The following is a 21,443-nucleotide window of genomic DNA, read 5'->3' as shown; positions in this document are numbered from 1 at the left end:
TGCGGACCCGTACGTCACCACTCCAGCGCCCAGGGGCGACCGGTCGAGGCGAAATGCCCGACGTTCACGCACTCCGTCCGGCCGACGCGCATCCGCTGGGCGAGCGGCTGGTGGACATGGCCGAAAAGCGCGTACCGGGGGCGGATCCGGTGGATGGCGTCGAGCAGTGCGCTGCTGCCGCGCTCGAAGCGGCGCGCGACGGTGTCGTAGGTCAACTCGGGCACCTCCGGCGGGATGTGCGAGCAGAGCACATCGACGTCCCCGAGCGCCTCGACCTTGGCCGCGTACTCCTCGTCGGAGATCTCGTAGGGCGTGTTCATAGGGCTGCGCAGTCCGCCGCCGACGAAGCCGAAGACAAGCCCGCCGATTTCGACACGCTCGCCGTCGAGAACGGTGGTGCCCGGGCGCGCGTACTCCGGCCAGAGGGCCGGCATGTCGACATTGCCGTAGGTGGCATAGGTAGGAGTGGGGAAGGCCGCGAACAACTCGGCGTACTGGCGCCGTACGGCCGACTCGATCGCGCTCTCCCGGTCCGTCCGTAGCTCACCCCAGAGCCTGCGCCCCAGCTCGCGGGCCTCGTCGAAGCGGCGGGCCGTGCGCAGTTCCACGATCAGGTCGGCGTTCTCGACGCCGAAGAGATCGGGGAAGATGCCGCGCGAGTGGTCGGCGTAGTCGAGAAAGAGGACGAGGTCGCCGAGGCAGATGAGCGCGTCGGCACCGTCACCCGCCATGGCGAGATCCTTGGCGTTGCCGTGCACGTCACTGACCACATTGACTCGCATGCCTCGCATGACGATCACCCTAGGACGACGGAGTTGCGGCTGGGTAGTGGGGGACGGACCAGCCGTTCTACCGAGGCGTCACGGGTGTGGACTACTCTGCGCGAAGCGATGCCACACACATGTGACGCAGCGAACATCTGGCCGGAACCCCCTATCCGGAACCGAGTACTGGTGGGTAACGTCCGGGCAGTCCAGTCGTGCTCGCCTCCAACGAGCACCTGCCCGATCTTGGACCGCAGCCGGTGCATCACACAGAGCCGTGGCGCCGGCGCCTGATGAGGAGCAGCAGTCTTGCGCGAGTTCAGCCTTCCGGCCCTGTACGAGGTCCCTTCGGACGGCAATCTGACGGATCTGATCCGCCGCAATGCCGCTCAGCATCCTGATGTAGCCGTCATGGGCAGAAAGGTGGCGGGCGTCTGGACGGACGTCACCGCCACGCAGTTCCTTGCGGAGGTGCGCGCCGCCGCCAAGGGCCTGATCACCGCGGGCATCCAGCCCGGCGACCGGGTCGCCCTGATGTCGCGCACCCGTTACGAGTGGGTGCAGCTGGACTTCGCGATCTGGAGCGCGGGCGCCGTCACCGTCCCGGTGTACGAGACCAGCTCGGCCGAGCAGGTCTCGTGGATCCTCGGCGACTCCGGCGCGGTCGCGGTGATCGTGGAGAGCGACGGGCACGCCGCAGCCGTGGAGTCGGTACGGGACCGGCTCCCCGCTCTGCGCAGTGTCTGGCAGATCGACAAGGGCGCGGTCGAGGAGCTGACCGCGGCCGGCGCCGAGGTCAGCGAAGAGACGGTCGACGCGCGCAGCGCCGCCGCCAAGGCGGACGACCCGGCGACGATCGTCTACACCTCGGGCACCACCGGCCGCCCCAAGGGCTGCGTGCTGACGCACCGCAGCTTCTTCGCGGAGTGCGGCAATCTCGTCGAGCGCCTCAAGCCGCTGTTCCGCACGGGCGAGAGTTCCGTGCTGCTCTTCCTCCCTGCCGCGCACGTCTTCGGCCGCATGGTCGCGCTCGCGCCGGCGATGGCGCCGATCAAGCTCGGCTGTGTTTCGGACATCAAGAACCTCACCGATGAACTGGCCTCCTTCCGGCCGACGTTGATCCTCGGTGTGCCGCGCGTCTTCGAGAAGGTCTACAACTCGGCGCGGGCGAAGGCCCAGGCGGACGGCAAGGGCAAGATCTTCGACAAGGCCACGGACACGGCGATCGCGTACAGCAAGGCGATCGGCACCCCCGAAGGCCCGTCGGTCGGCCTCAGGATCAAGCACAAGGTCTTCGACAGGCTCGTCTACAGCAAGCTCCGCGCAGTGCTGGGCGGGCGCGGCGAGTACGCGATCTCCGGCGGCGCTCCGCTGGGCGAGCGGCTCGGCCACTTCTTCCGCGGCATCGGCTTCACGGTGCTGGAGGGCTACGGCCTCACCGAGTCGTGTGCGGCGACCGCGTTCAACCCGTGGGACCGGCAGAAGATCGGCACGGTCGGTCAGCCGCTGCCGGGCTCGGTGGTGCGGATCGCGGACGACGGCGAGGTGCTGCTGCACGGCGAGCATGTCTTCCAGGGGTACTGGAACAACGAGGCCGCGACCGCGGAGGCGCTGGCCGACGGCTGGTTCCACACGGGTGACATCGGCACCCTGGACGAGGACGGCTACCTCGCGATCACGGGCCGCAAGAAGGAGATCCTGGTCACTGCGGGCGGCAAGAACGTCGCCCCCGCAGTGATCGAGGACCGCATCCGCGCGCATGCACTGGTCGCGGAGTGCATGGTGGTGGGCGACGGGCGGCCCTTCGTGGGCGCGCTGGTCACCATCGACGAGGAGTTCCTCGGGCGCTGGGTCTCGGACCACGGCAAGCCGGCCGGTTCGACGGCGGCTTCGCTGCGCGACGACGCGGATCTGCAGGCGGAGGTCCAGCGGGCGGTGGACGACGGCAATGCGGCCGTCTCCAAGGCGGAATCGGTGCGGAAATTCCGCATTCTCTCCTCCCAGTTCACTGAAGAAGCGGGACACATCACGCCGTCGCTGAAGCTGAAGCGCAATGTGGTGGCGAAGGACTTCGCCGATGAGATCGAGGCGATCTACCGGGGCTGAGTGCCGCCGCTGATCAGCCGCTGGGGTCCTCGGCAAGAATCCGGGTCATGTTCCGTTCGGCGAGAGCCGTGATGGTGACGAACGGATTGACCCCGATCGAGCCGGGGACCAGGGCGCCGTCGGTGACGTACAGCCCCGAATACCCCCTGGCACGGCCGTAGTTGTCGGTGGCCCGGCCCAGTACGCAGCCGCCCAGGGGGTGGTACGTGAAGTCGTCGGCGAAGGTTTTGTTGCCGCCGAAGAGGTCGTACCGGTAAATGGTGGCATTCGCCTTGTTGACGCGGTCGAAGAGAGATTTGGCCGCGTTGACTGAAGGCTGATTCTGCGACCGGGTCCAGTCGAGCTTTGCGGAGTCGCTGGCCCAGTCGTACGAGAAAGTCCCGCGCTCCGGGTTCTTGGTGATCGCCAGATAGAGGCTGATCCAGTGCTCGAATCCCATGGGCAGCGGCGCGATCTCCGCGAAGACGGGATTCGTGGGGTTGGCCCAGTCGTCGATGCCCATGGTGGGCATGGTCGCCTGGTTCGCCCCGACCGTGTCCCAGATGTGGTTGGCGCGGCCGGTCATCACATTGCCGTTGTGGCCCCAGCCTCTGCCGACCTCGGCGCTCAGGTCGGGCAGCGTGCCCTTCTCCCGTGCGCGCAGCAGGAGTTCGGTGCTGCCGAGGCTGCCCGCGCCGAGGAAGAGCTGCCTGCACCCGATCTCGTCGGTCCCGACGACCCTGCCCGAGATGTCCGTGCGGTCGACGGTCAGGACATAGCCGCCGTCGGGTTCCCTTCGGATGCCTCTGGCCCGGCTCATGGTCTGGATGGTGACGTTGCCGGTGCCGAGCGCGGCCGCGAGATAGGTCTTGTCGACGCTGCGCTTGCCGTGGTTGTTGCCGTAGATGACCTCGCCGGCGAGCGCCGACTTCGGGGCCTGTCCGGCGGCTTCACGCTGCATATGGCCGAAGTCGTAGACGTTCGGCACGAAGACGGTCCTCAGGCCGGCGTTCTGGGCGTGTTTGCGGGAGATCCGCGAGAAGCGGTACCACTCGGTGGACTCGAACCAGGCCGGGTCGATGGTGTTGACGCCGAGCATCCGGCGGGCCCGCGGGAAGTAGGTGTCGTACATCTCGGCGGCGTCGACCTGGGGCAGCACCTCGGAGAAGTACGTACGCAGCGGGGTCACCGCCATCCCGCCGTTGACCAGCGATCCGCCGCCGACGCCGCGTCCGACGTAGACGGACATGCCGGTGTAGCGGACCCGGTCGAGTACGCCGGGGTAGGGGCTGATGTTCTTGTTGACGACATCCAGCCAGAGGAAGGTGGCGAGCGGGGCCTCGGTGCGGGTGCGGAACCACATGGAGCGCTGATCGGGGGCTCCGGTGCTGCAGAAGATCTTTCCGTCCGGGCCCGGGGTGTCCCAGAGCCGGCCCATCTCCAGTACGAGGGTGCGGACGCCTGCCTCGCCGAGGCGGAGGGCGGCGACGGCAGCGCCGTAGCCGGAGCCGATCACGACGGCGGGGGCGTAGTCGGCTGCCGAGGGCTCGACGGCGGCCGAGGCCTCCCCGGCGACTGCCGGGGAGAGACCGATGCGGGTGAAGCCGAGCGCGGCCGCGGTCTGCAGGGCGGCGATGCCCAGCAGTTGACGGCGCGTCAGATTTGATGTCATGTCCGGAGCATGGGCGGAATTCGGTCTTGTGCCCATATCCCGCGCGGCTCAGAACTGACGCTCCATCAAAAAATGGTTTACGCAGCTCAGCGATGTGTCTGGCGCGGGTTTACGCAGGTCAGCAAAATGTCTGGTTTCAGGCTGGTCAGAGCAGTGTGCGAAGCTTCTCGGCCAGCAGATCCCAGCGCCACTTCTCCTCGACCCACTCCCGGCCGCGCTCCCCCATCCGCCGCCGCAGCTCCGGGTCCTCGAGCAGCGCCACGATCCGCTCGGCCGACTCCTCGGCACTCCCGCCGCGGACCACCCAGCCCGTCTCTCCGTCGAGTACGGCGTCGGGGGCGCCGCCCGAGTCGCCTGCGACGACCGGGAGCCCGGTCGCCGACGCCTCCAGATACACGATTCCGAGGCCCTCGACGTCGAGGCCGCCCCTTCGGGTGCGGCAGGGCATCGCGAAGACGTCGCCCGCGCCGAAGTGCGCCGGCAGTTCCTCCCACGGCACGGCGCCGGTGAAGCGCACGGACCCCGCGACGCCGCTCTCGTCGGCGAGCCCCCGCAGATCCCTCTCGTACGGACCGCCGCCGACGATCAGGAGCACCGCGTCCGGCACCTTGGCCAGGATCGCGGGCATCGCCTGGATCAGCGTGTCCTGGCCCTTGCGCGGCACCAGCCGCGATACGCACACCACGACCGGTCGGCCGGTCAGCCCGAGCCGCTCGCGGACCGCGTCCCCGCCCGAGCCCGGGTGGAAGGTCTTCTCGTCGACACCGGGCGGGAGTTGGACCATGCGCCCGGCCGCGTCGGGGGTGAGCGCGGCGGCTATGCGCGAGCGGGTGTACTCACCGAGATAGGTGATCGTGTCCGTACCCTCGCCGATCCGGCGCAGCAGCTGCCGGGACACGGGCAGCTGTGCCCAGCCGGCCTCGTGGCCGTGCGTGGTGGCCACAAGCCGCCGTGCACCGGCCTTGCGCAGCGCCGGTGCCATCAGACCGAGCGGGGCTGCCGCGCCGAACCACACGGATTGACAGCCGTGCTCGCGCAGCAGCCGGGTGGCCCTGCGGGTGACGCGGGGGGTCGGCAGCAGCATCGTCGTACGGTCCCGTACGACCGTGAACGGCTGCTCGGCGTCGAATGCGGCGGTCGCTTCGGCGCCCTCGCGGCCACGCTTCCAGGTGGAGGCGTAGACGACGAGCTGATCCGGGTCCAGCCGCAGCGCCATGTTGTGCAGGAACGCCTGGATGCCGCCGGGCCTGGGCGGGAAGTCGTTGGTCACGATCAAGGTCTTGTGCATCGTCGCCGACAGTACCGAACGGCCCTGCCTCACCGCTCCTGCGCTGCCCTGCCGGGCATCATGGGGACCCTCAAATCGGCCTAAACGGGATGAGGTGCTCATGGCGGGCGGGCGCGGGAGCGGTGACGGCACGGGCGGCTTCGGCGGTGACGGCGCGGAGGGCGCGGGCGGCGCGGGCAGCAGGGGCGGCGCGGGCGGCAGCGGCAGGGGCGGCACATGGCTTGCCGCCCTGGTGTGGATCCTCACTAGGACGGCGCTGCTGCTCTGCGTCCTCGATGTGCTGACACTCCCCGGCCCCGATGTCACCACCGATGTCTCGGTGATCTACGAAGGCTGGTACGAGGTGCTGAAGAACGGCACCTATCCGATGGACGACGTCGCCTGGCAGTACCCGCCCGCCGCGGCACTCGCGATCCTCTCCCCCGCCCTGCTGCCCTTCCTCGGCTACGCCTCCGCCTTCTTTGCCCTCACCCTGCTCTGTGACTCGCTGGTCTTCGGCCTGCTGCTGTACGCGGGCGGCAAGACCGGCAAGTCGCCGCGGGGAGCGTGGGTGTGGGTCGCCGGGGTGCCGCTGCTCGGCCCGACCGCGTACGCCCGCTACGACCTGATGGTCACGGCCGTCGCCGTGGCCGCGCTGCTGGCCGGCGCACGCCATCCGCGCACACTGGGCGCGCTCGCGGCCTTCGGCGCGCTGCTGAAGGTCTGGCCGCTGCTGCTGCTCGCGGGGGTCCCGGGCGTACGGGCGAACCGCCGCGCCTGGGCCACCGCGGCGGGCACGGCGGCTGCGGTCGCGGTTGCGCTCGTCGCGGCGATGCCGGGCGCGCTGGCCTTTCTCACCTTCCAGCGCGAGCGGGGCACCGAGGTCGAGTCGCTGGGCGGACTGGTTTTCCATGTGGCGCGGCACCACGGCTGGCAGGGTCAGGTGCTGCTGAACTACGGGTCGGTGGAGTTCGTGGGCCGCCATGTCACCCTCGTCTCCACGCTCTCCCTCGGCCTCGCCCTGCTCGCCCTCGGCTGGCTGGTGCTCTGGCGGCTGCGGGTGCAGAAGTTCGTGGCGAGCACGCTGTGCGACGCGGCGTTCGCCGCGGTGCTGCTGTTCACCACGACGAGCCGGGTGATCAGCCCCCAGTACATGATCTGGCTGGTCGGTCTGGCCGCTGTGTGCCTGGTCTTCCGGGGCAGCCGGATGGCGCTGCCCGCCTGGCTGGTGCTGGCCGCGACGGGGGTCTCGCTGCTGGAGTTCCCCGTCTGGTTCTCGCAGGTGGTGGCGAGCGAGCCGCTGGGGGTGCTGCTGCTGTTCGTACGCAACGGGCTGCTCGTCGCCGCGACGCTGACGGCATGCCTGCGGCTGTGGCGCCAGACGGTGAGCGAGCCGGGCCGCCGCCGGCTGCTGCCCGCCCAGTCGACCCGAGACAATGCGCTGCTGTCCTCCTGACCCTGACTCCCGGCCCGGCCGGGCGCCGCGCCCGGGACAGCCATGGCAGCGTGTTCAGCCCGCCAGCCGCTCGCGCAGATACTCCCGCCACCGCACCGTGAAGTCCTGCGGCGTCGTCCCCAGCCCATCGGCCAGCGCCTTCTCGACCGCCCCCGCCCGGTGTTTGCCCGCCCCCACGGCCCGGTAGAACGCCGTCAGCTTCTCCTCGCCCCAGCGCGCCGCAATCAGCTCGCAGGCCAGCCACCCTCCCTCGTACGCCCGCGCCAGCCTGTCCGCGTCCGACCCGAAAGCGAAGTCCGCGTCGGACGGCAGCGCGGCCGGCACCTCGCCGCGCCCCACCGCGCGCTGGAGTTCGGGGGCGGTCTGCCCGGCCGTGCGGCCCCTGCCGCGGTACGCGACCCAGTCGGCGAAGCCCTCCGAGAGCCACATCGGGGTCGCCGCCGAGGTGTACGCGCGGGTGGCCACATGGGTGGTCTCATGAGTGAGGACGACGCTCCGGCCGAAGTCACCGAGCACCCCGTACGCGTCGGGGTTGACGATCATCCGGTCCGCCGGCGCCGTCCCGGCCGCACCCGTCTCGCCCGTGGTGACCGCCGCTATCCCCCGGTACCCGGCAGCGGGCGCGCCGAGCAGCTTCCCCATGGCGTCCAGTGAGGCGGGGACGAGGACGACGACACGGCGCGCCCAGGGAGACGTCCAGGCGTCCGACACGGCGGGCACGGCCCGGTCGGCGGTCGCCGCGAGGGCTTTCAGCCGCGCGCCGTTCTGGCCGACGGCGAGGATCAGACTCCGCTCGCCCCGGACCACCTGCACATCACCCTGCTGCCAGAGCTGCTGGCCGCCGCCCGTGCCCGCGCGTTCTGCCGTGACATACCAGCGGCCGTCGCGCTCGGCGAGCTCCAGCGTGCGGGGCGCGGTCACCGGGGCGGTGTCGTACCCCTCGATCCGGTAGCGCAGCTCGGCCTCGGCGACGGCTCGCGTGCCGTGCCGCTGCACCGTCCCCAGCCGGTACTCCCAGGAGCGCAGTGGCACGTCCGCGAGGTTGCGGAACTCCCTGCGCTGCGCCGTACGCAGCTGCACGGCCTCGGGTGCCAGCGCGGCCAGATAAGCGCTCTCGTCATGGCCCAGGACGGCGGCCGCACGCGCGTCCAGGGTCTGCCGGATGTCCCGCACGCTCGTGTCGGACGCCTCGCCGGATGTACAGCCGGACACCAGCAGGGCGGCGGAGAGGAACAGCCCCGCCGCACGCCGTATCGCCCGGCGCCCTGTGCTGCGCCCCTGACCTGCCACATGGCCGATCGTACGGAACGCGGCGCGGAACGGAACGCAGCCCGGAACAGAACGCGGCCCGGGACGGAACCCCGCTCAGACGCGGGTGACCGAGGAGATCGGCATCATGCCGACCGGGTCGTAGCGCACAGCGGCGCCCGGGTAGGGCGCATGCACCACCTGCCCGTTGCCCATGTACATCCCGATATGACTGGCGTCGTTGCGGTACGCCACGAGGTCTCCCGGACGCGCCTGCGACAGCGGGACCTGCCTGCCCGCGTACCGCTGCGCCTGCGAGGTGCGCGGCAGGCCGACCCCCGCCTGTGCGTACGACCACTGGGTGAGCCCCGAACAGTCGAAGCCGGACGGCCCGTTGGCGCCCCACACATAGGGGCGGCCGACCACGCTGCGGGCCGCCCGCACCGCGGCGGCCGCCCGCGCGGAGGCGGGCGCGAGGCCGGAGAGCGCGGGCAGGGGCCCCCGGCCCGCGCGCGACACCCGGTCGAAGGCCTCGCGGTCGGCGGCCGGCAGGGAGTTCAGCAGCCGCTGCGCCTCGGTGAGTTTGCGCTCGACGGTGCGTTTGTGGCGGGCCACGGCCGCCCGGCTGCGCTCCAGTTCGGCGAGGTCGCGGGAGGCCTCGGCCCGCTCCTGGCCGAGGCTGCGCTGCTCCCGCCGCAGATCCCGCAGCACGGCAGTCTGTCGCTCGCTGATGCGGTCCAGGGTCGCGGCCTTGTCCAGGTAGCTGTCCGGGTCCGCGGAGAGCAGCAGGGCGAGGGCGGGGTCCATGCCGCCCGACCGGTACTGCGCGCCGGCCACCGATCCGAGCGCCCCCCGCATCCGGTTGATGCGCTCCTGGCCGCGCGCCACACTGTCCTGCACCTGCGTCACCTGCTCACGCAGCCGCTCGACGCGCTCACCGGCCTTGTTGAACTCCTCGGTGGCCTGCTCGGCCTCCTCGTAGAGCCGGTCGACCGTGGCCCGGGTGCTCTCCGCGGTGGCACCCGGTTCGGCGCTCGCCGGTGCGGCCCCGAGCGCTGCGGCGGCCGTTGCCGCCGCGGCGGACAGGACGGTGACCCGGGCACTCTGAGTGAGGCCGGACTGTGAGAGCCGTCGATGGGACGTCACGAGCCGCGCTCCCTTCCGCTGTACGAGGGATGTTGCGCGGCAGACAGTAGCCGGGTGAACACGGAGCGACCAAAGACCGCGCCGGGCACGCAAAGTGACGCCCCGCCGGAGACCACAGGTCAATGGCGGGGCGTGACGTCAGCAGCGGGTGCGGGAAATCGCCCGATTGGGCGTCAGATGCGCACGCCGAACTGGAACGGCATGTTGCCGATCGACTCGTAGCGCACGCTGGCACCGGGCTTGGGGGCGTGCAGCACCTGGCCATTGCCCGCGTACAGGCCGACGTGGTGCATGTCGCCGTAGAAGATGACCAGGTCGCCCTGCTGGAGTCCGCTCTGCGAGTAGATGCGGGTGCCGGCGTTGGCCTGCGACTGCGAGGTCCGGGGTATGGAGACACCGGCCTGCGAGTACGCCCAGGAGGTCAGCCCGGAGCAGTCGAAGGAGCTGGGGCCGGACGCGCCGTAGACGTACGGCGAGCCGATCTTGCTCTGGGCGGCGGCGAAGGCCGCGCCCGCACGCTGCGAGGCGGGGACGGAGTTGCCGAGGTCCGCACGCGAGTTGTCACGGTTTGCCCGGGACTCGTCGGCGGAGAGCGCGGCACGCTCCTGGGCGGTAAGGGTGTTGAGAAGCTTCTGCGCGGCGCCGAGCTTGGACTGGACTTCCTTCTTCTTGGCGCCCAGCTCCTTGCGCGTGTCGGCCAGGTCGGCGAGCTTGTCCTGGGCCTCCCTGCGCTGCTGAGCGAGGGTCCGCTGCTTGGCCTGGATCTCGGCCAGCGCCTCGGTCTGCTTGGCGCCCAGCTGGTCCAGCGCGGAGGCCTTGTCGAGGTAGGTGTCCGGGTCGGAGGAGAGGAAGAGCTGCACCGCCGGGTCGATGCCGCCCGAGCGGTACTGGGCGCTCGCCACCGAACCGAGGCCGTCGCGCAGGGTGTTGAGCTCGTCCTGACCGCGGGCGACCTTGTCCTGCAGAGCGTCGACCTGCTTCTCGAGCTTCTCCTGCTGCTCCTTGGCCCCGTTGTACTTCTCGGTGGCCTTCTCCGCCTCTTCGTAGAGCTTGTCGACCTTCTCCTTGACCTCGCTCTTGCTCGGCTTCGGCTCGGCCTGGGCGGCCTGGGAGGTCAGGGCTACGGCCGCAGCGGCGGTCGCGGTGAGCACGGTCACACGGGTGCGGCTCGGCTGCTTGGGTCGACGGTGGGACGCCACGAAGGCGAGCTCCTTCTTCCTCGAGCCGCCTACCGGGCTGTGGGGGGTTGAATCCCCGGCTCTGAGCATTCATCCCCCGGGGACAAAAGGGCTGAACTGCACAGATTCGGCGGTTCCTTCGCTGTTCGCCCCGGCTGGACGATCAACCGCGCGAAGGTTCGAGGCCCGACCCTAGTGACCTTCTTGTGATCAGTTCAAATCCTGATGAGAAAAATCTGGCTCACCGACCGCATTCTTTACTCACATCACACGCGTAGTAGTGGCCACTTGACACAACGTCCCGTCAACATCGGTCGAATTCGGGCATTGAGTACGGGAGTTACTTAGATGCGCGAAAGCCGCTTCAGCAACAAGGCGGACGCGACCGGTCGGGCCCCGGCCTTCGCCACTCCGTCGGCGACCTCGCGGTCGGTGGACACCACCACCACCGGCCGGCCCGGCGGCTCCGCCCGTACCAGCTGACGGATCAGTTCGTCCGCCGTCACACCCGGCTTGGAGAACAGCACCCGCACTCCACGCGGTGGCGCCAGCAGCACCGGGGCCGCCAGCTCGGCTCCGTCGAAGACACAGGTGATCTCGGCTCCGGTCTGCGCGGCGAGCACCGAGAGTCCGCCGAGCAGCCGCAGCCGCTGCTTCTCCAACGGCATCGTCGGATAGCCGGTCTTGGTGACGTTGTAGCCGTCCACGACCAGATGCGCCTGCGGCAGCGCGAGCAGCTGGTCGAGCAGCGCCGGATCGGTCTCCGAAAGCGCACGGGCGGCGATGTCCTTGGGTGACATCCGGCCCGGCTCGACCGCGTCCACCGTGTCGGCGGGATGGACGGCGGCGGGCGGCAGGGCCAGCTCACGGCGCAGCCCCTGGGCCGCGTCCAGCACCGTGTCCAACAGCAGCCGCAGTCGCATGTCCTCGATCGAGCGGCCCTCGCGCGCGGCCCGGCGACTCGCCTCCAAGGCCGCCTCCGCCTCGCCGAGGCGCGCCTTGAGCCGACGGGTCTCGCTCTCGGCTGCCGACACCTGGGCGGCGGCCTCCGACCTGATCGTCTCGGTCTCGGCGTGCGTACGGCGCAGAGCGGCCTCGCCGCGCTTCACATCGCTCTGGGCGCTGCGCAGCTTGCGGCGCAGCGCTTCGGCTTCCTTGCGGGCCGCCTCCAGCTCCGTGCGCAGCCGCTCGGTCTCGCTCTTGGTCTGCCCGCGCGCCTCGGTCAGCTCCTCGCGCAGCCGCTCCAGCTCGCGTCGCCCGGCCTCGTCGGCGCGCTCGGCGTCCGCCCGCTGGGCCTCCTCGCCCGCGGCGGCGACGAGTTTCACCCATCCGGTGGGACGCAGCACATAGGCGGCAGCCGCGACATCGACGGGATCGGCGGCCGCGGGCGGCGATCCGGCCTCCAGCGCCGCGGACAGCTCCGGCTGGGCCTGGCCGAGCCGCTCAGCGATGCGCTGCCGGAAGACCGGGTCGCTCTCCAGCGCCGCGGCCATCGCGTTGCCCGCGAACTTGGCCCGACGGGTCGGGGTGAACCGGGCGTACTGCCGCAGCTGGGCCGGGAGTTCGGAGACCGTCAGGCCGCCGAACGCGTCCGAGACCAGCGCCACCACCCGGCGCCGTACGCCCTCCGGCAGCGGGCGGTCGAGCGCCTCGGCGGCGTCACCGGCCGCATCGGCCGGCTCAGCGCCGTGTGCAGGCTGCTCCACGATCCGTCACCCCACTACCCGTTCGGGCCGCTCCCTCAGGAGCCGGCGCCCGGCCTGTCCACCAGCTCGATCTGGTCCACCGCATTGCACCAACGGCAGCGCACCGACTCGATGGTCTCACTGACCACCTCGCGTTCCTCGACCGTCGGCTCTCCGGCCAGGTCCAGATGGACGTACTCGACGACCTTGGAGGAGCGCGTGACGTCGAAACGGGTGAGGTTGCCGCAGAGCGTGCAGCGCCAGCGGGTCTTGGCGGTCGGCATGGGAACCGTCGTCATCGAGCCGTCCTCTTCCATGATGCGGGTGCGGGTGCCGCTGTGCGCCATCGAACTGCGGGTGTACTGCCCGTAACCCTACGGCCTCGCCGGTACCCTGTGCCGCGGCGAGGCACCCTGTACCGTTCAGTCCCACTACGCCATGCTCTGTCCATGATCGGTTGGCGGGGTGCGGGCCTCGGGAGCGCGGTCCTGCGGGGCACGCTCACCGGACCTGCGGTGACGTACGGAGTGATCGCCGTCTGCTGTGCGGTGTTCGTGATCAGCCCGGTCTCGGGCGTCAACCCGGTGTACGGCACCGGTGACGCGCTGCTGACCGCGCAGAGCCTGTATTTCCAGCGCTGGGGCGTGATCCCCGCCGAGCTGCTGAACAGCTCCCCCGACACTCTCCTCACTCCCCTCACCGCCCTCTTCGTCCACGGCAGTTGGCTGCATCTGCTGGGCAACATGCTCTTCCTCTACGTCTTCGGGGCGATGGCCGAGGAGCGCATGGGGCAGCTGGAGTTCGCCCTGTTCTATCTGGGCTGCGGCTACCTTGCGCTGCTCGCCTACGCGGCGGCCAACGCCGACTCCGAGCAGACCCTGGTGGGAGCGTCCGGGGCGATCTCGGGCGTGCTCGGGGCGTTCCTGTACCTCTTCCCGAAGGCCCGGGTCACCAGTCTCTTCCCGTTCCTCTTCTTCCTGCCGCTGCGCTTCCCCGCATGGATCGTGCTGATCTTCTGGTTCGTTCTGCAGGGGTTGGCGGCGCGAGGGGCGGGCAGCGGTCCGGGGGTGGCGTATCTGGCGCATCTGGTGGGGTTCGGGATCGGGTTCCTCTACGCCTGGGGGCGATTCAGGCGTACGGCTGCCGTGATTCCCGGGGGCAGTGACATAGGGGGCTGACGCCGGGCGGCACCGGGACCCCCAGCCAGTAGGCTTGAGGCCCAAGCAGCGGCCACCGAGGGAGAAAGCCAGCCGTGATCACCGCGATCGTGCTCATCAAGACCAGCGTGGACCGCATCCCTGAGATCGCCGAGTCGATCGCCGCGCTGGACAGCGTCAGCGAGGTCTTCTCCGTCACCGGCACCTATGACCTGATCGCCATGGTGCGGGTGGCGAAGCACGACGACCTTGCGGATGTCATCCCCGGCCGGATCAGCAAGATCCAGGGCGTGGAGGCGACGGACACGCATGTGGCGTTCCGTACGTACTCGCAGCACGACCTGGAGGCGGCGTTCGCCATCGGCCTGGACGCGTAGCGCCTGAGGCGGGGGCACACAGGCAACAAGCCCGCGCCGGCAGGCGCGGGCTTGTTCATGGGCCCAGGGCAGCGGACCGGGTCAGACGGCCGGGACGCAGCGGCCGTCCTCCGTGTGGTACGTCCACTTCGCGCCGTCGCGCACCAGCTCCTTCACCGCCCCCACGAAACGCTCCACGTGCTCGTCCGGCGTCCCCGCACCGAAGCTCACCCTGATCGCGTTCAGCGAGCGCTCACCCGGCTCGGCCTCCGGCGCGCCGCACTCGCCCGGGTCCTGCGGGTCGCTGCCGAGCAGCGTGCGTACCAGCGGGTGGGCGCAGAACAGACCGTCCCGGACGCCGATCCCGTACTCCGCCGAGAGCGCCGCCGCGAAGTGCGAGCTGTTCCAGCCCTCCACCACGAAGGAGATGACGCCGACCCTCGGTGCGTCGTCACCGAAGAGGGAGAGGACCTTCACCTCGGGGACCTCCGCAAGTCCCTCCCGCACCTTCGCGATCAGGTGCTGCTCGCGCTCGACCAGCGACTCGAAGCCCGCCTCGACCAGCGCCTTGCAGGCGGACGCGATGGAGTAGACGCCGATCACATTCGGCGATCCCGCCTCGTGACGCGCGGCCGTGTTGTGCCACTCGACGTCCACACCGCCGTCCGTGCGCCGCGCGACCTTCCGCGAGGCGCCGCCGCCCGCCAGGTACGGCTCCGCGTCCTGCAGCCAGTCCGAGCGGCCCGCGAGAACGCCCGAGCCGAAGGGTGCGTACAGCTTGTGCCCGGAGAAGGCGATCCAGTCGACGTCCAGGTCCTGCACGGAGACCGGGTGGTGCGGCGCCAGCTGAGCGGCGTCCAGCACGATTCGCGCGCCGTGCGCATGCGCCGCGGCCGCCAGCTCCTTCACCGGCCACAGCTCACCGGTCACATTGGAGGCGCCGGTCACGCAGACCAGCGCGGGGCCGTGAGGCTCACGACCCGCGAGGGCACGCTCCAGTGTGGCGACGGCGTCCTCCGGCGTGCGGGGCGCGTTCAGGTACGTCACCCGCGCGTCCCTCCAGGGCAGCAGCGAGGCGTGGTGCTCGGTCTCGAAGACGAAGACCTGGCAGTCGGCGGGCACGGCCTGGGCCAGCAGGTTGAGGGAGTCCGTGGTCGAACGGGTGAAGATCACCTGGTCGCCGGGCCGGCAGTCGAGGAACTCGGCGACCGTGACCCGGCTGTTCTCGAAGAGGTCGGTGGACAGCTGCGAGAGGTACCCGGCGCCCCGGTGCACGCTGCCGTAGTACGGCGCGTACGCGGCCACGTCGTCCCACACCCGCTGCAGCGCCGGCGCGCTCGCGGCGTAGTCGAGGGCGGCGTAGGTGACCTCACCGCCGGTCACGAGCGGGACCGTCACATCGCGGCCGAGGACCGGCAGCGGCGCCGCGCAGGCGGGGTCGGCGGAGTCGGCAGCGGCGGAGGCTACGGAGGAGGGGGCAGAGGCGGCGGCAACGGCGTTCGGGCGTGCGGACATGGCGATATCTCCCGGCAAAGGCGGAATGGCTTCGTGAACCCGCGCATCGGCGCCTCAACGGCCGCTCTGCACGCGGGGGTTGCCTCGAACGCACGGCAACTGACCGTACGGAGGCGTACTGAAGTGGGGGCGAAAAGCCCTATCGCATTCGCTTGCTCACGAGACTGCTCCCTTGAGGACCAGGACCCCAGGGTTTGCAGGGGTCCGCGCTTGCCGCAGACCTCGCTGCCCACGGCCTGGTCTTCACCCGGGGCACCCCGCCACGGACGGAGGGTTGCCGGACAGCGAGCCGGGGCCTTAATCGCTGTCACTCATGACCTTGAAGAGCATCCTGCCATACGTCCCGCGGCGTGCAAGGCGAGGTCCAGTTCCTGAGACGGGAACCAGCACACGCCTTGCCTCACGCCACAGACGCCTCAGGCGTTGCTGACGGCCACCCAGCGCTCGAGCGCCGCCCTGGCCGCACCCGAGTCGATCGACTGGGCGGCCCTGGCCATGCCGGCCGCAAGCTGCTCGTTCAGCGTGCCGTCCGTCGGCTCCAGCGCCGCCAGCGCCGCTGCCGAGTTCAGCAGCACCGCATCCCGTACCGGCCCGGTCTCACCACTCAGCAGCCGGCGCGCGACATCCGCGTTGTACGAGGCGTCGGCGCCCCGCAGCGCCTCCACCGGCACCAGGTCGATGCCGATGTCCCGCGGATCGAAGGCCTCTTCGCGCACGGCGCCGTCCCGTACCACCCAGACCCGCGACGTCGCCGTCGTAGTCAGCTCGTCCAGACCGTCGTCACCTCGGAAGACCAGCGCCGAGGAGCCGCGCTCGGCCAGCACGCCGGCCACGATCGGCGCCACGCGGGCGTCCGCGACGCCGGTGGCCTGAGCCTTCACCTTCGCCGGATTGGTCAGCGGGCCAAGGAAGTTGAACGTGGTGCGGATGCCCAACTCCTTGCGGGCGGCAGCCACATGCCGCAGCGCCGGGTGGAACTTCACCGCGAAGCAGAAGGTGATCCCCGCCTCGTCCGCGACCTCGACGACCCGCTGCGGGGTCAGCTCGAGATTGACGCCCAGCTTCTCCAGCACGTCCGATGCGCCGCTCGCCGACGAGGCGGCACGATTGCCGTGCTTGACGACCTTCGCGCCCGTCCCCGCGACGACGATCGCGGACATCGTGGAGATGTTCACGGTCTTGGCGCCGTCGCCGCCGGTGCCGACGATGTCGACGCTGGGCCCGGGCACCTCGATCAGATTCGCGTGCGCGTACATGGTCCGTACGAGACCGGAGATCTCCTCGACCGTCTCGCCCTTGGCCCGCAGGGCCACCACGAAGCCCGCGATCTGTGCGTTCGTCGCCTCGCCGCTGAGAATGCGGTCCATCGCCCACGCCGTGGCGTCTGCGCTCTGGTCACGGTTCTCCAGGAGGGCGTTCAGCACGACGGGCCAGGAGAGGTCCGCCACGCTGTCGCCGCCACCACGGGTCACAACGTTCATGGTCCACTCCAGGGTCCACAGCCGAACAGGGATGCTCCCACCCTATCCAGCCCCGGGGACAGCAAAGAGCCCCGTCCGATGAATGGACGGGGCTCTCGCTCAGCTACCGCCGGGAGGTGCCCCCAGCTGTGGCGACCGCTGGGGGCGGTCAGCTGGGATCAGTGGTGGCCGTGGCCGCTGGTGATCTCCTTGTACTCATCCGGGGTGGGCTTGGGGATCTTGGTCCCCTCGCCGTAGAAGCCCTTGCTGAGCCTCGCCCTGAGCTTCTGGGTGAGCGGGACCTTGCGCTCGACACCGTTCTCGTCGACCGTCGGGCCGATCTCCAGCGGCTTGGGCTGCTCGTGCGCGGTCAGCGTGTACAGCTGCTCCTGGTTGAGCGGCTCGTGGACCTCGACGAACTCACCGTGCGGCAGGCGCTTGATGATGCCGGACTCGCGTCCGTGCAGCACCTTCTCCCGGTCGCGACGCTGCAGACCAAGGCAGATTCGCTTGGTGATGACGAAGGTGACGACCGGCGCGACGAAGAAGCCGATCCGGGCGAACCAGGTGATGTCGTTGATCGACAGATGGAAGAAGACGGCGAACATGTCGTTTCCACCTGCGATCAGCAGGACGAAGTACCAGGTCAGCCACGCCACACCGAAGGCCGTACGGGTCGGGGCGTTGCGCGGGCGGTCCAGGATGTGGTGCTCGCGCTTGTCCCCGGTGACCCAGGACTCGACGAACGGGTAGACCGCGATCGTGGCCAGGACCAGCGGGAAGATCATCAGCGGGATGAACACGCCCAGGGCGAGAGTGTGGCCCCAGAAGTTGATCTCCCAGCCGGGCATGGCCCGGATCAGCCCCTCGGAGAAGCCCATGTACCAGTCCGGCTGAGCGCCGGTGGACACCTGGTCCGGACGGTACGGACCCAGCGCCCAGATCGGGTTGATCGAGGCGATGGCGGCGACGGCCGCGATCACACCGAAGACCAGGAAGAAGAAGCCTCCGGCCTTGGCCATGTAGACCGGCAGCAGCGGCATGCCGACGACGTTCTTGTTCGTACGTCCGGGGCCCGCGAACTGCGTGTGCTTGTGGTAGAAGACCAGGATCAAGTGGCCCACCAGCAGGCCCATCATGATGCCCGGCAGCAGCAGGATGTGGATCGAGTAGAACCGGCTCACGAAGTCCCCGCCGGGGAACTCCCCGCCGAAGAGGAAGAACGACATGTACGTGCCGACGATCGGCATGGACAGGATCGCGCCCTCCATGAACCGGACACCCGTACCCGAGAGCAGGTCGTCGGGGAGCGAGTAGCCGGTGAAGCCGGTGAACATGCCGAGCACCAGCAGCAGGAAGCCGAAGACCCAGTTGACCTCGCGGGGCTTGCGGAAGGCGCCCGTGAAGAAGACGCGCATCATGTGCACGATCATGCCCGCGACGAAGATCAGCGCCGCCCAGTGGTGGATCTGCCGGATGAGCAGGCCGCCGCGGACGTCGAAGCTGATGTCCAGCGTCGAGGAGTACGCCTCGGACATCCGGATGCCCTGCATCGGGACGTACGAGCCGTCGTACACGACTTCGTTCATGCTCGGGTGGAAGAACAGCGTCAGATACACACCCGTGAGGATGATGATGATGAAGCTGTACAGGCAGATCTCACCCAGCATGAAGGACCAGTGGTCCGGGAAGATCTTCCGCATGTTGGACTTGGCGAGGGAGTAGATCCCGAGCCGTCCGTCCGCCCAGTCGGCGACCCGCTCGCCCGCGGGTGCCTTGCGGTTCTTCTCTGTAGTACTCATCCGCGCTCCCAGAAGGAAGGACCGACGGGCTCTTCGAAGTCGCCGAGCGCCTCAAGGTTGCCCTCAGCATTCACACCGATCCGCAGCTGCGGAAGGGCGTGACCGGCCGGGCCGAAGATGACGCGGGCGCCGTCGGAGAGGTCGAAGGTTGACTGGTGGCAGGGGCAGAGCACGTGATGCGTCTGCTGCTCGTACAGGCTGATCGGGCAGCCGACGTGGGTGCAGATCTTCGAGTACGCCACGACGCCCTCGTGCGACCACTCGAGCTCGCGCTTGTCCTTGATGTCCTCCGGCTGCAGACGGACGATCATCAGGGCCGCCTTGGCGATCTCCTTCTGGAAGTCGTGCGCGTCCTCCTCCAGGCCCTCCGGCTTGGCGAAGGTCAGCGATCCGACGACGATGTCCTCGGGACGCAGCGGCTCATTGGTGTTCATGTTGATGAGCTGCTTGCCCTTGGCCCACAGAGTGGTCCGGAGCTTCTTCTCGGGCAGCGGTCCCAGGTCGCGCAGCAGCATCACACCGGCGAGCGGCACCATGGCCAGCGCGCCGAACATGGTGGTGCGGATCAGCTTGCGCCGGCCGAGCGCGGACTCCTCGGCACCCGCCGCGAAGTCCGCCATCACCTTGGCCTTGACCTCGGCGGGGGCCGCGATGGGGTGGCGCTCGTCGGCGATCTCCACATCGGACATCAGGGTGCGGGCCCAGTGGACCGCGCCCGCGCCGATGCAGAAGAGGGCGACGCCGAGCGTCATGCCCAGCGAGAAGTTGAGCGCGCTCACATGGCCGATCGGCCAGATGAACACGATCTTGTCGACCGGGAAGATGACGTACGAGGCGATGAAGCCGATCGTGGCCAGCATCGACAGCGTGAACAGGAAGGCGACCGCACGCTCGGAGCGCTTGGCGGCCCGCTCGTCGATGTCCTGGATGCGCGGCTTGTGGACCGGCAGCCCCGGGTCGGCGAACGGATCTTCGGCAGTCTCTACCGTGCCGTGCGCGGTGCCCTGCTCAGCGGGCAGGTTCTCTTCTGGAATCTCTTGGCTACTCATGACTTCTTGGCCTTAGCGGTGTGGGCCGCGACCCAGACGGCAACTGCGATCAGTGCACCCAGACCGAAGATCCAGCCGAACAGACCCTCGGGCACGGGGCCGAGGCCACCCAGCTTGAGGCCGCCGGGGCTCTCGGACTCGTCACCGTTCACGTTCTGGAGGTACGCGATGATGTCCCGCTTCTGCTGCTCGGGCATCGTCGTGTCGGGGAAGGAGGGCATGTTCTGCGGGCCGGTCTGCATGGCCTCGTAGACATGCTTGGGTTCCACGCCCTCGAGGTTCGGGGCGTACTTGCCGTCCGTCAGCGCACCGCCCTCACCCGTGAAGTTGTGGCACTGGGCGCAGTTGGTACGGAACAGGTCGCCACCCTTGGCGATGTCCGCACCCTCGGGGCTGTACTGCTTCTCGGTCGGCGCGATCGGACCGGCGCCGAAGGAGGCGATGTACGCCGCGAGCTGGTCGATCTCGCGCTGCGTGTAGATGACCTTCTTCTTCGGCACCTGGGCGCCGGGCTGCTGGGCCGGCATCCGGCCCGTGCCGACCTGGAAGTCGACCGCGGCGGAGCCCACGCCGACCAGGCTCGGGCCGTCAGAGGTGCCCTGACCGCCGGTTCCGTGGCAGCTGGCGCAGCCGACGGTGTAGAGCTTCTTGCCCTCCTGGATGGCGAGGGACTGGGCGGTTTCATCGGCCTGCGCCTTGTCCACGGGTGCGAACGCGGCGTACAGCCCCCCAGTGGCCGCCAGCGCGAGGAGTAGGACGACGACCGCCGCCAACGGATGGCGTCGTCGTGCGGAGAGCTTTTTCACGGATTACCCCGGTGTCAGGATCTTCTGCGTCGATGCTTGCTGGATGTGTGTCGGGCCCGGCCCGACTACTTGATCATGTAGATCGTGGCGAAGAGGCCGATCCAGACGACATCGACGAAGTGCCAGTAGTAGGACACGACGATGGCGGCGGTTGCCTGCTCGTGAGTGAACCTTCTGGCCGCGTACGTCCTGCCGAGTACCAGCAGGAAGGCGATGAGGCCGCCCGTCACGTGCAGGCCGTGGAAGCCGGTGGTCAGGTAGAACACCGAGCCGTACGGGTCGGAGGACAGCGAGAGGCCGTCCTTCTTGACCAGCTCGGTGTACTCGAAGACCTGACCGCCGATGAAGATCGCGCCCATCACGAAGGTGATCACGAACCAGGCGCGGAGCTTCTTCACATCGCCCCGCTCCGCGGCGAACACGCCGAGCTGGCAGGTGAGGGAGGAGAGCACCAGGATCGTGGTGTTCGTCGCCGAGAAGGGGAAGTTCAGGGCCGAAGCCATTTCCTTCCAGTGCTCGGCGCCCGTCACCGATCGCAGGGTGAAGTACATCGCGAAGAGGGCCGCGAAGAACATCAGCTCGGAACTCAACCAGATGATGGTTCCGACGCTGGTGAGGTTCGGTCGATTGACCGACGGGTGCGCGTGCCCGGTTTCTACTGTCGTTGCTGTCGCCACGACCGACATTATGTCGGTCGCTTATCCCGCCCTCACTCCGGGGGGTGCCGTTCGGTGTGTCAGTAGGCTGTGTCCAGCCCGAACGGCCCATCGAAGCAGTGTCCGAAGCGCTGTTGACAG

At 69.4% G+C, this 21,443-nt stretch carries 18 protein-coding genes and 1 riboswitch; of the genes, 4 read left to right on the top strand and 14 right to left on the bottom strand.

Going from position 1 to position 21,443, the window contains the following annotated elements:
• Window positions 1–14: 14 nt before the first annotated feature.
• Window positions 15–770, bottom strand: a complete 756-nt coding sequence (locus tag OG729_RS29080) for a metallophosphoesterase (protein ID WP_360867357.1) — start codon at window positions 768–770, stop codon at window positions 15–17.
• 303 nt (window positions 771–1,073) lie between these two features.
• On the opposite strand from OG729_RS29080, the gene OG729_RS29075 reads away from it, so the two are divergent.
• On the top strand, window positions 1,074–2,870 hold the full coding sequence (locus tag OG729_RS29075) for an AMP-dependent synthetase/ligase (protein WP_405808818.1): 1,797 nt from the start codon (window positions 1,074–1,076) through the stop codon (window positions 2,868–2,870).
• A 13-nt stretch (window positions 2,871–2,883) separates the two neighbouring features.
• Here the strand turns inward: OG729_RS29075 and OG729_RS29070 are convergent, their stop codons facing one another.
• Window positions 2,884–4,521, bottom strand: coding sequence for a GMC oxidoreductase (locus OG729_RS29070; protein ID WP_405808817.1), 1,638 nt, complete (start codon window positions 4,519–4,521; stop codon window positions 2,884–2,886).
• 145 nt (window positions 4,522–4,666) lie between these two features.
• Window positions 4,667–5,809, bottom strand: a complete 1,143-nt coding sequence (locus OG729_RS29065) for a glycosyltransferase family 4 protein (RefSeq protein ID WP_405808816.1) — start codon at window positions 5,807–5,809, stop codon at window positions 4,667–4,669.
• Between the two features lie 100 nt (window positions 5,810–5,909).
• Here OG729_RS29065 and OG729_RS29060 point away from each other — a divergent pair, with 100 nt between their 5' ends.
• Window positions 5,910–7,244 (top strand): glycosyltransferase 87 family protein, encoded by a 1,335-nt coding sequence (locus OG729_RS29060; protein ID WP_405808814.1) that lies wholly within the window; start codon window positions 5,910–5,912, stop codon window positions 7,242–7,244.
• Between the two features lie 54 nt (window positions 7,245–7,298).
• Here OG729_RS29060 and OG729_RS29055 read toward each other — a convergent pair whose 3' ends face one another.
• The 5 genes from OG729_RS29055 to OG729_RS29035 form a co-directional block, all read right to left on the bottom strand.
• Window positions 7,299–8,534, bottom strand: a complete 1,236-nt coding sequence (locus OG729_RS29055) for a hypothetical protein (RefSeq protein ID WP_405808812.1) — start codon at window positions 8,532–8,534, stop codon at window positions 7,299–7,301.
• A 75-nt stretch (window positions 8,535–8,609) separates the two neighbouring features.
• Window positions 8,610–9,638: an NlpC/P60 family protein gene (locus tag OG729_RS29050; protein ID WP_360866416.1), complete on the bottom strand. Its 1,029-nt coding sequence runs from the start codon at window positions 9,636–9,638 to the stop codon at window positions 8,610–8,612.
• A 173-nt stretch (window positions 9,639–9,811) separates the two neighbouring features.
• The gene (locus OG729_RS29045) at window positions 9,812–10,837 is read right to left on the bottom strand and encodes an NlpC/P60 family protein (protein ID WP_360866418.1); all 1,026 of its coding nucleotides are present in this window, start codon (window positions 10,835–10,837) and stop codon (window positions 9,812–9,814) included.
• 323 nt (window positions 10,838–11,160) lie between these two features.
• Window positions 11,161–12,522 (bottom strand): NYN domain-containing protein, encoded by a 1,362-nt coding sequence (locus tag OG729_RS29040; protein ID WP_405808810.1) that lies wholly within the window; start codon window positions 12,520–12,522, stop codon window positions 11,161–11,163.
• Between the two features lie 35 nt (window positions 12,523–12,557).
• The gene (locus OG729_RS29035) at window positions 12,558–12,800 is read right to left on the bottom strand and encodes a hypothetical protein (RefSeq protein ID WP_360867359.1); all 243 of its coding nucleotides are present in this window, start codon (window positions 12,798–12,800) and stop codon (window positions 12,558–12,560) included.
• Window positions 12,801–12,950: 150 nt separating this feature from the next.
• On the opposite strand from OG729_RS29035, the gene OG729_RS29030 reads away from it, so the two are divergent.
• Both OG729_RS29030 and OG729_RS29025 read left to right on the top strand, forming a co-directional pair.
• Window positions 12,951–13,679: a rhomboid family intramembrane serine protease gene (locus OG729_RS29030; RefSeq protein ID WP_405808809.1), complete on the top strand. Its 729-nt coding sequence runs from the start codon at window positions 12,951–12,953 to the stop codon at window positions 13,677–13,679.
• Between the two features lie 74 nt (window positions 13,680–13,753).
• Complete coding sequence (locus OG729_RS29025; RefSeq protein ID WP_277325772.1) at window positions 13,754–14,035, top strand: Lrp/AsnC family transcriptional regulator; 282 nt, start codon at window positions 13,754–13,756, stop codon at window positions 14,033–14,035.
• Window positions 14,036–14,116: 81 nt separating this feature from the next.
• Here OG729_RS29025 and OG729_RS29020 read toward each other — a convergent pair whose 3' ends face one another.
• The 6 genes from OG729_RS29020 to OG729_RS28995 form a co-directional block, all read right to left on the bottom strand.
• Entirely contained in the window at window positions 14,117–15,529 is a 1,413-nt protein-coding gene (locus OG729_RS29020; protein WP_360866428.1) for an aminotransferase class V-fold PLP-dependent enzyme, read from the bottom strand.
• A 201-nt stretch (window positions 15,530–15,730) separates the two neighbouring features.
• Window positions 15,731–15,848, bottom strand: a riboswitch (SAM riboswitch).
• 97 nt (window positions 15,849–15,945) lie between these two features.
• The gene (gene trpD, locus OG729_RS29015; RefSeq protein WP_405808807.1) at window positions 15,946–17,010 is read right to left on the bottom strand and encodes an anthranilate phosphoribosyltransferase; all 1,065 of its coding nucleotides are present in this window, start codon (window positions 17,008–17,010) and stop codon (window positions 15,946–15,948) included.
• Between the two features lie 158 nt (window positions 17,011–17,168).
• Window positions 17,169–18,791, bottom strand: a complete 1,623-nt coding sequence (locus OG729_RS29010; protein ID WP_360866434.1) for a ubiquinol-cytochrome c reductase cytochrome b subunit — start codon at window positions 18,789–18,791, stop codon at window positions 17,169–17,171.
• Window positions 18,788–19,840, bottom strand: a complete 1,053-nt coding sequence (locus OG729_RS29005) for a Rieske 2Fe-2S domain-containing protein (RefSeq protein WP_360866437.1) — start codon at window positions 19,838–19,840, stop codon at window positions 18,788–18,790. Before OG729_RS29005 ends, OG729_RS29010 begins: the two co-directional genes overlap by 4 nt.
• The gene (locus OG729_RS29000) at window positions 19,837–20,646 is read right to left on the bottom strand and encodes a c-type cytochrome (RefSeq protein ID WP_360866440.1); all 810 of its coding nucleotides are present in this window, start codon (window positions 20,644–20,646) and stop codon (window positions 19,837–19,839) included. Before OG729_RS29000 ends, OG729_RS29005 begins: the two co-directional genes overlap by 4 nt.
• A gap of 65 nt (window positions 20,647–20,711) precedes the next feature.
• Window positions 20,712–21,332 (bottom strand): heme-copper oxidase subunit III, encoded by a 621-nt coding sequence (locus OG729_RS28995; protein ID WP_360866443.1) that lies wholly within the window; start codon window positions 21,330–21,332, stop codon window positions 20,712–20,714.
• Between the last annotated feature and the right edge of the window lie 111 nt (window positions 21,333–21,443).

The organism is Streptomyces sp. NBC_00210, from assembly GCF_045160975.1.
Classification (GTDB): Bacteria; Actinomycetota; Actinomycetes; order Streptomycetales; family Streptomycetaceae; genus Streptomyces.
This window is presented reverse-complemented; position numbering and strand designations above follow the sequence as displayed.